A 15,507-nucleotide genomic window follows, 5' to 3' on the forward strand; every position below is an offset into this window, starting at 1 on the left:
TTAGTTTTTAACACCCCCTTGGATCCCCCATTTCAACAATAGTAATTAGCCTTAAAAGATATTAATAAGACCAAAGGCAGGGCAATGGCCTCGTGCGGCAAAGAAGCCTTTTTGCTGGACAAGCCTTTTTGTTACTTTTGTGGCTACAAAAGTAATGGGGCCCTGCGCCCAAGAGCAGACTAACGTTAATCACAGCACAAGCACAGCCTACGTAGAGATTGCTTCGTTCCTCGCAATGACGACTATGATAGAAAACGGGCTAAAACGGGACGAGATTGCTTCGTTCCTCGCAATGACGACTATGATAGAAAACGGGCTAAACGCGATGAGATTGCTTCGTTCCTCGCAATGACAATAATAACTAAATTAGGCTTAATTTAACTTTATAGCCGTTAACTCCATCGGATTATCCCCCGCCTTTTCACCGTATTTGTTTTGGGCGTATTCTTTATTGAGTGGGGTAACGCGCCATGCCATATCCTTACCAAGCAGATAAGGTTTTTCGCCGGCCTCGTTGCCGTTAACAACGAGGAATGACGCCCGGATGTTTACATGCTTAACATCCAATTTAATAATGGCTTCGTTTTGACTGTTGTACTGAATTACGTGGCCTGTTAAAACAATCGCTTTGTTTGAAGTCTTCCACAGCAGCGAATCGGCAGTTAAGAAGACTGTATTTTTCTCGTCCTTTCCTGGGTTTTTATTAACAGCGCTGTTAAGTTTTGTTGGGTATTGGGGTGCGGTAGAAGAGATCGTCTTATCGGATAGCGCCCCATAAGTAATTGCTGTCTTCATGTTGGTTTTCCAAGTTACCGAATCGGCCCGTAGCACAGTAGTGGAATAAACTTTCTGTGTGGCCGAAACGTTAGTTTTTACAGTGGCCTTTTTGTCTGCGGCGAATGTTTTTACTTCCACCACTCCGTTAATACCTCTTTCTCCAAATACCGGTTGTGCTTTGGCCGGGCCGAAAATAAATACTGTTTGAAGTTTTTGCGCTGACAGCTTTTTTAATTCGTCAAACGTAGTCTCCTTATTATTGATCAGGATTAGCGCGTTTTTGAGCGTCTTCAACGAATCCTCAATTTGGATCACATTTGCCATCAGCCTGATATCGGCGCTGTTGTAAATCGCGTTTCCTACTAAAGTTATCCTGCCTTTTGTTTTATCCGTTATTACAGAATCCTGGGCAATTAATTGGGTAGCCGGCACTGCTTTCTGCTTTACAATGGTATCCGCTTTTTCGGCAGAATCCCTCTTCATCATTACTTTTACAGCTTTTGATCTAAAGCCTTTGTATGATTTGTAAAAGGCCCAAGCCTCTGTATTCAGGCTATCATTGTGGATCGCGGTCGACATGGTAGCCAAAAAATCATAACAACTCTTGCAATTTTTACTCGCTGTTTTACGTAGTCCGATCAGCTCTATCAACGAAGATGGTTTCTCTTTATTAAAAGGATATGCAAAGCGTCTTTCCGCATAAATATAGCCTTGCTTATTAAATTTCAGGCTCACGTGTAAAGTATTGTCTTTACCAACAGTGTAAGGCACAGTTATGTATCCGTCTCCCTCTGACGATGCGTCAACGGGTTTGTAAATGCCCTTTACCTCAACATTAGGTATGGGCTGATTCGTTTCCAAATCGTAAAATATAATGGCGTATTTAATGTTATTGTCGGTAGTGTTTAGCTTGTTGCGACAGGCTAATAGTATCACCGCCAGCAAAGGCAGCACGAACATAAATTTCAGCAGGTGTATTTTGGCGGTTCTTACTTTGTTCATCATCATGATGCGTTTTTTTAAGGATGAAAAATTAAACTGATTTGCAATCCGGTATTTGGGTATCCCCACCACTTTAAGCAGGTGGTATTGATAAGCCTTTTTATCGAGCCCGGCATTAAGCACTTCATTATCGGCTATAAACTCCAGGTTTTGGCGAATGCTATGCCTGATCAGCCAGGCGAAAGGATTATACCAGTTGAGCGCGCACAGGCATTCGCCTATAAAAATATCAATGGTGTGCTTTTGTACCACGTGTACATACTCATGCAGAATAATCTCTTCCAGCTCCTGCTCGGTGTGCATCTCCCGGTTAATGTATATTGACTTGCCGAACGAGAAAGGCATAATCTGCTCGTCCACATGGTAAATAGGCGTATCGCTATCATCATTCAGCAATACTGCCCGCTTTTTTATCCGGTTGAAGGATATCAATTGCATCACTATCCTGATGGCCATTGCAGTGATACCTATAAGTATGGCAGCCATCAACATATCCCAGGCATCCAAATGCAGGCCGGTATCTTGCACAATAGTCCCCGTTTGTTTACCGGCGGCAATATTTTGAATGGCAGGTATATAATTTATCGCTTCCTCCTTTAAGGCCACCTTTTGCACCATGGGCGATACATTGATGAACGGTATGGCAAAGCTTAACAACGAATAACCAGCCAGGTACCAGCGGTTCCAGTTATAGAAGGTTAACCGGCGCAATACCAGGTAATAGAACAGGTAAATGGCGCTCAAACAGAGCGACAGTTTTAAAATATAGGTGATTAATGCAGGCATAATGTTTAGGTTTTATATTTATTTTTTATCGCCCTTTTCAATCATGTTGATGATCTCTTTCAGTTCGTCGGCGCTTATTTTTTCTTCTTTGGCAAAAAACGCGATCAGCTCTTTGTATGAACTTTTAAAGTAATCGTTCACAAAACCCTTCATAAATTTCTGCTTATACTCTTCCGCTTTTATAGCGGGCGAATACCGATATGAGTTGGCCAGTTTTTCGCCTTTTACAAATCCTTTTTTCTCCAGGTTCTTCACGGTTGAAGCGAGGGTAGTGTAAGGAGGTTTAGGTTCGGGCATAATTTCCAGTATATCTTTTATAAAACCCTGCCCCAGTTTCCATATAACCTGCATGGTTTCTTCTTCCTGTTGTGATAATTTTTCCATAGCAATTACTAATTATTCGTAAATCTACGAAAGTTTCGTAATTGTCCAAATGTTTTTTAATTATTTATTCAAAGCATATTATTTAGCTGTATTTAAACCTCGGATGAATCCTATTTATGAAGGGGGCGGTGGTGTTTTTGGAAAATCAGTGCCTGTGGTACTCGTAACCGATAGCCCCGTGATCCGCTCATACGCGCACAAGGCATTAGGCACGGGCCGGTATCCGCTACTCCCGGGTTTAGGTAGGGGAGGGCAGTGCAAATCTACTGGTGTAATCGCCGTGCCATGTTAGTTATGTATTTGCAAATGAGGCATAGGGTAGGTATAGTGTAAAAAAAAGGATAATCCATTTTATTGGTTTTTATTATTACTATATTTATTAACCATTTATACTGAGCCAATTAACCTACTTAAATATTGTTATGTTATGAAGACAAGAAAATTGCTTTTTATACTTTTTTTGATGCAAGTAGCATTCGTAACTGTATCATACATTGCAAAGTTTAATCATATTGAGTACACGCAGTTAATTATATCAGTATCTATAATGGGCTTCGTGGCTTCATTTATACTTTGCCTGCTCATTACCCTACGCAGAATATCGAAACGACTTAACGTTGGCAGTTAAGTTTTTTTAATCAGTATAATCCATTAGGTATAAATTATATTTCTTTTTGTCGACAAACGGATTTGGACAAAAGCGAGCGGAACTTTAGTGCCGGTTGCGCAAATGCGGAGCGGTTTAATAAATGATAAGCATTATAAAAACACACTTGTCATTGCGAGGGAACGAAGCAATCCCATAGTTATGCGTGTTCGCTCTGTATAGTTCGCGATTGCTTCGTGCCTCGCAATGACACGATTTTTAGAGTAAGCCTCGTTCCCCGTCAGCAAAGAGCTTCGGACGAAAGCGGGCAGAACTTTGCAGGCCAGGAGCGCAAAGGCGGGCATAGCGAACTTGTTGCATGTGGGGAGGAAATGAGCGGCGGGGCAAAAGTTCCAGCCCCAAGTTCTGCGCGGTTTGCAGGGCATAGGCCCTGTGTGGCAAAGAAGCCTTTTGCTGGACAAGGGTTTTGTTACTTTTGCCCTCAAAAGTAATGGGGCGCTGCGCCCAAGAGCAGACCAACGTTAATCACAGCACAAACACAGCCTAAGTAGAGATTGCTTCGTTCCTCGCAATGAGGCGGGTTGGATATGACCATGGGCAGAACGCGACGAGATTGCTTCATTCTTCGCAATGACAAGGGGTAATAAAAACAAAAAAGGCTTACCCATTAGGTAAGCCTTAGCTATATCGTTAGCGTATGTTATTAAGCTAATTTACGTTTTACTTCAACATTTTCGTAAGCTTCAACAATGTCACCTACTTCAATATTGTTAAAGTTTTGGATGTTCAAACCGCACTCGTAGCCGGTTGCAACTTCCTTAACGTCATCTTTAAAGCGTTTAAGGGATGCAAGCTCACCGGTGTAGATAACCACACCTTCGCGGATGATACGGATCTTGCTGTTACGGTTAATCTTACCATCCAATACCATACAACCGGCAATTGTACCCACTTTGCTGATCTTGAATGTTTCGCGGATCTCCACGTTAGCAACAATCTTCTCTTCAAAGGTTGGTGCAAGCATACCTTCCATCGCGGCTTTTATCTCGTTGATAGCATCGTAGATGATCGAGTAAAGCCTGATATCAATTTGCTCTGCTTCGGCCAGTTTGCGGGCACCACCTGAAGGGCGTACCTGGAAACCGATGATGATCGCATCAGATGCAGAAGCCAGCAATACGTCGGATTCGGAGATCTGACCAACGGCTTTTGATATGATGTTAACCTGTATTTGCTCGGTAGACAGTTTCAGCAATGAATCTGACAAGGCCTCGATTGAACCATCCACGTCACCCTTAACAATAATGTTAAGTTCCTTAAAGTTACCAACTGCCAAACGACGGCCGATCTCATCAAGCGTGATGTGTTTTTGTGTACGTAAACCTTGTTCGCGTTGTAATTGCAAGCGTTTGTTGGCAATTTCACGTGCCTCCACTTCGCTTTCAAGTGCGTTAAACCTATCGCCCGCTGTAGGTGCGCCCTGCATACCCAATACCTGTACAGGTGTTGATGGTCCGGCAGATTCTACACGCTGACCGCGTTCGTTGGTAAGCGCCTTAACACGACCGCTGTAACAGCCTGCCAGTATCGGGTCACCCACTTTTAAGCGGCCGGCCTGTACCAATATGGTGGTAACAATACCACGGCCTTTATCTAAAGCAGCCTCAATAACGGTACCTACGGCACGTTTGTTAGGGTTAGCTTTCAGTTCAAGCAATTCGGCTTCAAGCAATACTTTTTCTAACAGCAGCTCAACATTTAAACCTGTCTTAGCTGATATCTCCTGGGTTTGGTATTTACCGCCCCACTCTTCAACCAAAATATTCATGGCTGATAGTTGCTCACGTACTTTATCGGCATTTGCTCCCGGCTTATCAATTTTGTTGAAAGCGAAGATGATAGGGGCGCCTGCGGCCTGCGCGTGGTTTATGGCCTCGCGGGTTTGCGGCATCACGCTATCGTCGGCAGCAATTACTATAATAACTATATCGGTTACCTGTGCACCCCTGGCACGCATAGCGGTAAACGCTTCGTGACCCGGTGTATCCAGGAAGGTGATCTTTCCTTTATTTTCAGGCAATGTAACTTCGTAGGCACCAATATGCTGGGTAATACCCCCGGCTTCGCCGCCTATTACGTTGGTTTTGCGTATAAAATCCAGCAACGATGTTTTACCGTGGTCAACGTGACCCATAATGGTTACGATTGGCGCACGTGGTATTAAATCATCCGGATTGTCTTCTTCCTCCAGATTGGCTTCTTCATCCTGCGGCTTAACAAACTCTATCTGGTAACCAAACTCGTCGGCCACTATAGTTAAAGTTTCAGCATCAAGCCTTTGGTTAATGGATACGAACATACCCAGGCTCATACAAGTAGAGATGATCTGTGTAACAGGTACATCCATCATTGATGCCAGCTCGTTAGCGGTAACAAACTCGGTAACCTTCAGTACTTTTGATTGCAGTTCCTGCTCCATTGCCAGTTCTTCGGCACTTGCAGCTACATCATCACGTTTCTGACGGCGGAATTTTGCACGTTGTGCAAATTTACCCGATTTACCTGCACCACTAAGGCGGGCCAATGTTGCCTTAATCTGGTCTTGTATATCTTTTTCTGTAGGTTCCTCTTTCGGGGTACTTGGCGGAGCGTTACGGTTGTTCCTGAAATCGGGACGGTTACCACCACCCTGACCCGGGCCGCGGTTGTTATTGTTGTTCCTGAAATCGGGACGGTTACCGCCACCTTGACCACCCTGGCCTGGTCCGCGATTTTGTCCGCCCGGATGGCCTTGACCACCCTGACCGCCTTGCTGACCCTGACCTTGTTGCTGGTTAGGATTATGTCCCTGGCCGCCTTGCGGTCCGCCCGGGTTATCTTTACGCTTTCTTTTGCGCTTGTGATCTGCGTTAGTATTTGATGATGAAGCTACCGGGTTACGCTTAGGCTCGTTAACAGGCAGGGTAATTTTACCTACAATGTTAGGGCCGGTAAGGCGTTGCGCTCTCGCGCGTATTACATCCGGTTCATCATTTGCCGGTGCAGCAGGTTTAACCGGCTCCTCAGCTTTTGGTGCAACGGGCTCCGGTTTAGGCGCTTCAGCTTTTGGTTGTTCAACCGGTTTTGGCGCTTCAATTTTAGGAGGTTCCGGGGCCGGCACTTCTTTCTTTTCAACCACAACAGGTGCTGGTGTTGGTATCGGTGCAGGCTCTGGTTGTTTTACCTCTGCCTTTGGTTCAGGCTGCGGGGTAACAACAGGTGCCGGTGCAGGTTCCGGTTTTGGCGCTTCGGCCACCGGGGCTTTTTCTGCAGGCGCTACAGGCCTTGCATTAAGATTGTTAAGGTCAATTTTGCCAACAACCTTTACACCCGGCAGGGCATCGTTACGGTCGTCTGTTTTTTCGGGCGCAGGCTCTGCGGCCGGTTTAGGTTTTTCAACCTGCGGCGATGCAAACTGGCCGGCATTCTTGATCAGGATCTCTTCGTTCTCAAACTCGCGTGAGCGCCTGTTTTCAACAGGTTTTTCAGGCGTTTGAACGGTTTCTTCCTTTCTGATCTTGCCGATGCTGATCTGTTTGGCTTCTTCCTTAATAATCTTGTCAACAGCAAATTCCTTCAACAGGGCATCGTACATGTCACCGTCAAGCTTAGCCGCCGGGTTTTTATCAATTTTATAACCCTTCGATCCAAGGAAATCGACAATTGTACCTGTTCCTATATTCAGCTCCTTTGCTGCCTTAAATAATTTTATTGATTTGTCTTCTGACATTTATTACTCTTTTCTCTGCTTATAAGTTGTGCAAAAATACGATTTTAATTCCGGTTAATCATTTTTATTCAAACTCGGCTTGTAATATTGACATAACTTCTTTGATGGTTTCCTCTTCAAGGTCGGTACGCTTCACCAGCTCACCAATTGTTAAGCCCAGTACAGATTTTGCGGTATCTAAACCAACACGTTTAAATTCGTCAATAATCCAGCTGTCAATCTCATCTGAAAATTCTTCAATATCCACATCCTCATCCAATTCATCTGCCTCGCGGTAAACATCAATTTCATAACCGGTTAGTTTACCTGCAAGCTTAATATTGTGCCCGCCGCGGCCAATGGCCAGTGATACCTGGTCTGGCTTTAAGTATACCGCTGCCGTTTTCTTCTCATCATCTAACTTAATAGACATGATTTTGGCAGGTGATAAAGCACGCTGTATATATAACTGAATATTGTTGGTAAAGTTTATAACATCAATATTTTCGTTCTTTAACTCGCGTACAATACCATGTATACGTGATCCTTTCATACCTACGCAGGCACCTACAGGGTCAATACGGTCGTCGTATGATTCAACCGCAACTTTGGCCCTTTCGCCGGGTTCACGTACAATTTTTTTGATAGTGATTAAGCCATCAAAAATTTCAGGCACTTCCAATTCAAACAAACGTTGTAAAAACTCAGGCGCGGTACGTGATATAATAATTTTAGGATTGCTGTTCAGCATATCCACTTTATGTACCACCGCTTTTACGCTGTCGCCTTTTTTAAAGTAGTCGGCAGGTATTTGCTCGGTTTTAGGTAATAGCAACTCGTTACCTTCATCATCAAGCACAAGCGTTTCTTTTTTCCAAACCTGGTAAACTTCGCCTGTTACAATTTCACCTACTCTATCTTTATATTTTTTGAATATTTCGTCTTTTTCAAGTTCTAATATCTTAGAAACAAGCGTTTGGCGTGCAGCAAGTATAGCACGGCGACCAAAGCTTTCCAGCGTGATCAGCTCTACATATTCGTCGCCCACTTCAAGGTCGGCATCAAATTTATGCGCTTCTGCCAGTTCTATTTCCAGGTCATCATCCTCACTAAAGCCATCTTCCATAACTGTGCGCGTGCGCCATATTTCAAGGTCACCGTTATCCGTGTTCACAATTACGTCGCAATTCTCATCAGTGCCATATTTTTTCCTGATCATGCTTCTGAAAACATCTTCCAGAACGCTCATCATGGTAGGGCGGTCAATGTTCTTGAAATCTTTAAATTCCTGAAAAGAATCAATTAAATTAATATTGCTCATTTCTTTACTTGAATGATATTATAACTTTTGTTTCTGTTATTTGATCAAAGGGGATGGCGCTTTCAATATTTTCAGCCTTCTTCCCTTTTTCTTTTACTTTTTCTTCAATGGTGATAGTGTTTTCATCAGCCGCTATCAGCTTGCCTTCTCTTTTGGTACCAACGGTGGTTGTAATGGATAATTGCCGCCCAATGTTTTTGTTGTACTGCCTTAAGGTTGTTAATGGTGTATCGATACCGGGTGATGAAACCTCCAGGTTATAGGGTGTTTCTATCACGTTTTCTTCTTCGAGATGAAAGCCTACGTGTTTGCTAATCTGCACGCAATCATCAATTCCGATGCCGTTATCACCATCAACCAGTACTATAAGTTTGCCACCCGGCTGAAATTTTATATCAACCAGGAACAGGTTGGGCTTATCTGCAATTTTCTCCTCAACCAGCTCGGTAACACGTTTTTCAATATTCATTGTCCGTTTTCCGTTTGATTGGTAAAATAAAAGAGGGGGCTAAGGCCCCCTCTTTTTAATTCGACTGCAAATATAATAATTTTTATCTGTTTTTCAAGTGCTTTAGGGCTTAAAAATCAAATCGGTATAAGGGTGTTGGCCGGGTTTGTTTTTGCGGCTCAGCATATCCCAGCTGGTGCCGCCCTCGCTGTAATGGTAAAAGCGTACAAAATAAGTTTGTCCGGTTACAAAGGCTGTATCGGGAGTGAAAAATACATGGTTTTGCACCAGTTTATACACGCCGGGCTGCTGGGGCTGAAAATCTTTCAGATCGGTATCGGCCGGCATGCGGTAAACCGGTAGGAGGTTTTGCCATTTGGCTATTGTTGTATCACGCTCTATCTCATGTGCCACATCGCCGTTAAGGCCTGCAAACTTTGCCGTTTTATGATCATTGGTCAGGCTTATTTGTATGGTTTGATTGGCCTGCTTTTCGGCACAACCCATGCAGCATAACAATAAAAACGGCGCTATCTTTTTCATGATTTTTACCGCGGCAATTTAGCCAATTAATTATTTTTATACCCATACAACAATAGCATGATACTTACCGGTGCCAATTTTATTTTACGCCGATGGCAAACAGATGATGCCGTCGCCTTACAAAAGCATGCGGATAACCCCAATGTATCGGGTTGCCTGCTTGACAGGTTTCCGTATCCCTATTCGCTTACCGACGCGATAACTTTTATCGGCCTCAAAAAAGATGAAACCCCGATAACCAATTTTCCGATAGTGGTTGACGGAGAAGTAGCCGGTGTGATCGGGCTCGATTTTCGGCATGATGTATATCGTAAAACGCCGCTGTTAGGATATTGGCTGGCCGAACACCACTGGGGTAAAGGCATAATGCCCCAAGCCATCAGGCTCATAACCGACTATGCCTTTCAAAATTTGGACATTATTAATATACTGGCCTTTGTGCTGGGCGGCAATCCAAAATCAATGCGGGTACTTGAAAAGGCCGGGTATAAAAAACAGGGCGTCATCAATCAATCGGTAATTAAAAATAATGTGGTGATGGATGAACATGTTTACGCAGCACGATAAATTATATATATTAAGTATTAAGAAAAATATCATTATTTTTAGACCTTAATAACTATTTTCTATTAACTGACATGAAGAAAACACTTACTTTTTTTGTTATCGCTGTAGCTCTCATCACTCAATTTACAAGTTGCAGTAAAAACAACGATCCGAATGCTAATAAAACATCGATAGTTATATTGGTGCAGGACATCGATACATGGAACTCTGCCAATAATTCATTTCAAGCTGTAACAGGTGCTACTGTTAAATTTTATGACAGCGAGGCTGCTTTAACCAGCGACAAACCGGTTTACACACAAAATACTGATGATGCCGGCCAGGTGGTTGTTGATGTTGCTTTTAAAAGCAAGTATTATGTTAAGGTGATTAAAAACACATCAACAAACATATTTGAAGGTTATCAAATAGCGGGTGTTTTAAAAACAGATGCTGAAATTGCTGAAATAAGCGGTCAGCCGGTTCCGTATATTGGCTGGCCAAAAGCTGCCGATTTAAATGGCGATGGTAGCATTACAACTGCCGATCAGTCTGCCGCCACTATAATTGAGCCTGTAGAAAACAGAGGCGTTGCCGGAACTATTTATATTGCAAAACCTGTAACTGCGCAGAAAGTTACATTGTTAACCGGAACTTACCCTGTAGTAAACAGCAGTATGCAAACACCGGGTACTTGCTTTGGCAGTTTAACCGCGGCCTTTACTTGCCCGGAAAAACTATGGGACAAAAAAACAGGCACCTTATTATTTGTTGATGATAATAAAGCTATACGCCAGATTAACGGCATTATTATAGTGACCGGTACGGGAAATGGTTACACCCTTGATGGCAAGGTAAATGCCGGCACTAATACAGCAGAAGGCAAAATGTTAACATACAGCAATATCAGCACCTCTAAAGGTGTAGTAACCGGTAATGTGAGCGTACTGATAGAGCCGGGCGCTTGTTCTGATACACCTAATTATACCGATACTTACGTACGTACTTTAAAGGCTGCACTTTGCTTCACAACTTTAAATAACGTTATACATGCTACAGGCGGTACAAGTTTTGTTGAAGGCAGTAACGAATTAACTTTAACCAGGAACGACTAAATGAACCGCTAACTTTTATAAGGTTAACAAATAAAAAAAAGGGTTTCGCATTAATCAATGTGAAACCCTTTTTAATTACTGCAATTCCTTTAATTGATCACCCTGCCGGTGATATCAACTTTGCGGGCAAACGGGTTTAAAAACTTGTTAGTTAAGGCCGCGAACTCGTAACGGGTTACCGGTCTGTTTACGTCAAAGTCGGTTTTGAATTTATACTTGGTTTTCCATGTTTTTTGCAGGGTGGCCTGGAAAGTTTCCGGATCGTTCAGCGTGATCTCGCAGATGAAAGACAGCAGGTTACCCAGCGTAAACTTCTCTGCTGTTTTGTTTTTGTTGAACCACAAAAAGGTACGTGTATAAGTTTCGGTAAGTATGGGCTTTATGTCTTCGGTGTTTACCGGGGCATCGGGCTCAAAATAAATTTGCGCGCTGTTGCCGTTTACCTTCTGTATACCTTTTAGTAAACCGGTAACACAAATTTGCTGTATCGAACGGAAATAAGGATCGTCAAACGCCACATCGGCCAGCGGGAATATATAGCCTTTATGATCTAACACCTCGCCCTGTATTATTCTTACGTTTAAGTTTTTAGTATCCGTTTTAAAGAAAGCGAGGTAAGCGGCAGTGGCGCCCACGCCTTGCCCTAAAGTCATTTGTACGGCCGGGTCGGCGGCGGATGCGTTTACAAGGTGTGTTACTGATAGCGCTTTTTCGGTAAGCAGCAAGTTGCTTTGGTTAGCCGCCACTATAGCACCCAAAGGTATAGTATAAGCAGGGAATGGGAGATAGTTAACTGTTAGTCCGTTTGCGCTATAGGCCTGCGTTGGCAGTGCATCGGCCACTGCTATCGCGGTACGGTATAGTTTTGTTGGCCTGTCGTACGGGGTATAAATATCGTTAAGCGTTAACTGGATAATACCCTTCGCTCTTTTATACTCACGAATGATGGGCATATATGGCAGGTGATCTGGTGTTGGGTATTCCTCCAAACTCATATTTTTATAACCCAGCACTGTTTGCAGGTAATACACCATGCCCAAGGTATGCAGCCTTGCTTTGGCAAAAGTGGCGGCTCTGTTTTCGGGTTTCAACGCATCAGCCGTTACCGGGTATTGGTTGGCGCAGCAGTTAAGCAGGTATTTATCGTTCAGGATCTTACTATCGTTTAAAAGCTTTTTTATATCGATGCCTTTTAAGCAGCTGTATGCTTCGGGGTTGTAGCCTTCTGGTTTTTTGATGGTTCTGTCGGCAGCCCGGCCGTTATCTTTCAGTATGGCTAAAAAGTTAATGTTCTGTATTTGGTCTGTCGCGGTTTCGGGTGCTAAACCTTCGCCTGTCGCGGCGCGACTGTCAGTTCCTGTATTAAAGACAGCGCCGGCCATGGTGGCAACGTCGGCGGTTTCGGTTCCATCTATCAGTACGCGGGCTTTTATGGTTACCGGTTTGTTGTCGACCGTAATTTCAACCTCCCAGCCTGTGCCATCTTTTTTTACGGAGGTGAACGGCGTGTTTAATTTTACGGTAAGTCGCTTTACGGTATCTGTGATCTTTTTCAGGATGGCCGCGCCGGTGTATGGCTCAAAGCGGAGAACGGCGTTTTGAGTGGTATCATAACCCGGTGTTTTTTTATAAAAATTAACCACATGTTTACGAAACTCGGCCCAGATGCCGGTTTTAACATTGCGGTTGGCATCCAGTATGCAGAAGCCTCCGCTGGTCATGCTGCCGCCAAGCCATGGGCCTTGCTCTACCAGCATGGTTTTCAGGTTGCTTCGCGAACTTTGTATGGCTGCCGCCACGCCCGCCGCGCCGCCGCCAATAACCAGTACATCGGTTTTAATGGTTTCGGCATAACTGATAGTACATTGTAGAAGGAAACACAGCAGGAGTAACTTTTTTATCATCAGGTTTTAATAATAGATACAAAACGCTAAATTGCTTAAAAGCTTACTTAACCACAAAATATATTTATGGCACTTACCGACGAGCAAATGCGCTACCCCATAGGAAAATTTAGCCCACCTGCATCTTACACCGTTGATGATATACGCAAATGGACCAATGATATACGTATGTTGCCCGGCCTGCTGCGCCAGGCGGTTATTGGCCTTAGTGAAGACGAGCTGAACACCCCATACCGTACCGGCGGCTGGACATTACGCCAGGTTGTACACCATGTTGCCGATAGCCATATGAATAGCATCACCCGTATAAAGCTTGCCCTTACCGAAGATAACCCCACCATAAAACCTTACGAGGAAGCCTATTGGGCACTGCAACCCGACTATCGCCTCGCTGTTGAACCATCCCTGAAAATGCTGGAAGGCATCCATCAGCGCATGATAGCCCTCTTTGAAAGCTTTACCGAAAATGAATGGGAACGCACCTTCATTCACCCCGAAACCGGTGCAAGCAACTCACTCAAAAAAACACTGGCCACCTACTCATGGCATGGCCGGCACCATTTAGCGCACATAACGGAAACGAAGAAAAAGTTTGTTTGAGAGGCAAGAATCGAGATTCAAGAAACGAGATTAAAGAATCAGGACATAAGATTACGCCATTCGTCCTGATTCCTGAATCTTAACTCTTGTTTCTAAACAATTACAGCCCGAAAATATTATACTCCAGCCTGATCAGGTACATATTCTTGCTGTTTCTTTCCATACTATTGTATACAGGTGTACGATACGATAGATCGACCCGGAAGATACTGTTAAAGATGAACTGCACCGATGGAGCTACATCCAAATAGCTTTGGCCGTAACCGGGATTGTTTTTACCTAACAGCTCAACATAAAGGTTGACGTTGGTTTGGTCGTAATCTTTATACGTTTTGGGTAACAAAAGGTAACCGGCAGATAGGGTATAACCTATACTGCTCGCCGCGTTTGCCTGTGGCAGGTGGTAATTACCCCGGTTATCAAATGCCCGCAAATAACTCGCGGAACCCGATATGGCCAGTTTATGTAACAGTTGAGTGAACACCAGGCCGGTTTGGATGCCGGTATTATCACCTTCGAGCGAAATTTCCTGGTTAACAATGGGGTTATTAATGGTAGACGCCTTGGCGAAAACAGCCCCGCGAAAATGCCGTTGCACAGTATCTATCGACAGGAAACGGTATTTGGCATATACGCTGCCACCTTCTAAACGCTGCTTGCTTTGATAATAATCAGAAACATAAGCGGAGCCATGCACCATCAAACTTTTGCTGGCACCGTACATCACTTCGAGCGTGGTGCGATTTTTATAATCGGGTTTAAAAAAGCCCTGGTTCTCTAACCGTATACCTAACGATCGCGTGGCCATATTGCTGGCAGGTTCGGTATTTACATAAAGTTCCTGCGCATGCAGGATATGGGTTAGCAGCATTAACAGGCTTGCTAATAGTATTTTTTTCATGAGGAATGGGGGTAACCAATGATGGGTAGCTCCTTATGAAGCATGAATAAATGTAAATAAGCATCTACAAATCGGTAGCCAATATGAGACAATGTTAAGGGGTTAAAATCGACGATGATTACTCATCCGGTCTTAGCTTCGCTCGACCACCTTCTCTGCTGCGCAAAGAAGGATTTTTGATTTTTTCAACCCTCTTTGCGCTTGCGCAGAGAGGGTCGACCAGCGAAGCGTAGTCGGGGTGAGTTAATTAAAGCGGTTTCAACCTAACAACATTGCCCTTCGGAACAAACCGATACATAATGCAGATAGATTGCGTGCTATATTATATAACCACACAATACACCTTTTTACCATCGCCCACGGCTGGTTTATGCCCCATGTATTTTTTGGCGACCGCGGTTGATGCAAGGCCTTTATCAACAAATGTGATAGCTACCGGGCCATTAAGCTGTTTGTTATCGGCATTAACAAAATGGAAATGATTACCCGAATAGTTGAACATGTTATCGTTAACCTGGGTATTGGCAAAGTTGAATGTAGCTTTTAGGGTATTTACCGCGAAGCCGGCATTTTCTACCTTTTTGCTTAGCATATCAAAGTTTACGGGGGCATCCTTTTTAAAGGTGATCACAAAGATGTTGCGGTTAAGGTCGGGTTTAATATCGCTGATGAAATCGAGCGAGCGCAGGGCTTTTTCGGTAGCTCTTGAACACATGGAGCAGGTAAGGCCGCTAACTTGTAATTCGGCTTTGGTGAATTGGGCGTTGGCCACGCCAACAGATATAGCCATAATGGCTAAAAATATTTTTAGGGTTTTCATTATCA

At 43.8% G+C, this 15,507-nt stretch carries 12 protein-coding genes; 3 read left to right on the forward strand and 9 right to left on the reverse strand.

Going from position 1 to position 15,507, the window contains the following annotated elements:
- Nucleotides 1–372: 372 nt before the first annotated feature.
- From AC07NA_RS08090 to AC07NA_RS08115, 6 genes are all read right to left on the reverse strand, one after another.
- Nucleotides 373–2,565 carry a M56 family metallopeptidase gene (locus tag AC07NA_RS08090; RefSeq protein ID WP_494897134.1) on the reverse strand — a complete coding sequence of 731 codons (2,193 nt, stop codon included), beginning with the start codon at nt 2,563–2,565 and terminating at the stop codon, nt 373–375.
- 18 nt (nt 2,566–2,583) lie between these two features.
- Nucleotides 2,584–2,949: a BlaI/MecI/CopY family transcriptional regulator gene (locus AC07NA_RS08095; protein ID WP_494897135.1), complete on the reverse strand. Its 366-nt coding sequence runs from the start codon at nt 2,947–2,949 to the stop codon at nt 2,584–2,586.
- A gap of 1,310 nt (nt 2,950–4,259) precedes the next feature.
- Nucleotides 4,260–7,325, reverse strand: coding sequence for a translation initiation factor IF-2 (gene infB / locus AC07NA_RS08100; RefSeq protein ID WP_494897136.1), 3,066 nt, complete (start codon nt 7,323–7,325; stop codon nt 4,260–4,262).
- Nucleotides 7,326–7,389: 64 nt separating this feature from the next.
- Nucleotides 7,390–8,625, reverse strand: a complete 1,236-nt coding sequence (nusA, locus tag AC07NA_RS08105; RefSeq protein ID WP_345212345.1) for a transcription termination factor NusA — start codon at nt 8,623–8,625, stop codon at nt 7,390–7,392.
- Between the two features lie 4 nt (nt 8,626–8,629).
- A complete protein-coding gene (gene rimP / locus AC07NA_RS08110; protein ID WP_345212346.1) occupies nt 8,630–9,094 on the reverse strand; it encodes a ribosome assembly cofactor RimP in 465 nt (154 codons plus the stop codon).
- A gap of 102 nt (nt 9,095–9,196) precedes the next feature.
- Nucleotides 9,197–9,616: a hypothetical protein gene (locus AC07NA_RS08115; RefSeq protein ID WP_494897137.1), complete on the reverse strand. Its 420-nt coding sequence runs from the start codon at nt 9,614–9,616 to the stop codon at nt 9,197–9,199.
- A gap of 57 nt (nt 9,617–9,673) precedes the next feature.
- Between AC07NA_RS08115 and AC07NA_RS08120 the strand changes: the two genes are divergently transcribed.
- Complete coding sequence (locus AC07NA_RS08120; protein ID WP_494897138.1) at nt 9,674–10,183, forward strand: GNAT family N-acetyltransferase; 510 nt, start codon at nt 9,674–9,676, stop codon at nt 10,181–10,183.
- A 71-nt stretch (nt 10,184–10,254) separates the two neighbouring features.
- Nucleotides 10,255–11,277 (forward strand): hypothetical protein, encoded by a 1,023-nt coding sequence (locus tag AC07NA_RS08125; RefSeq protein ID WP_494897139.1) that lies wholly within the window; start codon nt 10,255–10,257, stop codon nt 11,275–11,277.
- 89 nt (nt 11,278–11,366) lie between these two features.
- Here AC07NA_RS08125 and AC07NA_RS08130 read toward each other — a convergent pair whose 3' ends face one another.
- Complete coding sequence (locus AC07NA_RS08130; RefSeq protein WP_494897140.1) at nt 11,367–13,181, reverse strand: FAD-dependent oxidoreductase; 1,815 nt, start codon at nt 13,179–13,181, stop codon at nt 11,367–11,369.
- A gap of 66 nt (nt 13,182–13,247) precedes the next feature.
- On the opposite strand from AC07NA_RS08130, the gene AC07NA_RS08135 reads away from it, so the two are divergent.
- On the forward strand, nt 13,248–13,781 hold the full coding sequence (locus AC07NA_RS08135) for a YfiT family bacillithiol transferase (RefSeq protein WP_494897141.1): 534 nt from the start codon (nt 13,248–13,250) through the stop codon (nt 13,779–13,781).
- Nucleotides 13,782–13,881: 100 nt separating this feature from the next.
- Here AC07NA_RS08135 and AC07NA_RS08140 read toward each other — a convergent pair whose 3' ends face one another.
- Nucleotides 13,882–14,682 (reverse strand): hypothetical protein, encoded by an 801-nt coding sequence (locus AC07NA_RS08140; protein ID WP_494897142.1) that lies wholly within the window; start codon nt 14,680–14,682, stop codon nt 13,882–13,884.
- 322 nt (nt 14,683–15,004) lie between these two features.
- On the reverse strand, nt 15,005–15,502 hold the full coding sequence (locus AC07NA_RS08145; RefSeq protein ID WP_494897143.1) for a heavy-metal-associated domain-containing protein: 498 nt from the start codon (nt 15,500–15,502) through the stop codon (nt 15,005–15,007).
- Between the last annotated feature and the right edge of the window lie 5 nt (nt 15,503–15,507).

The sequence above is a fragment of the Mucilaginibacter sp. GW821-FHT07G05 genome (assembly GCF_059418565.1).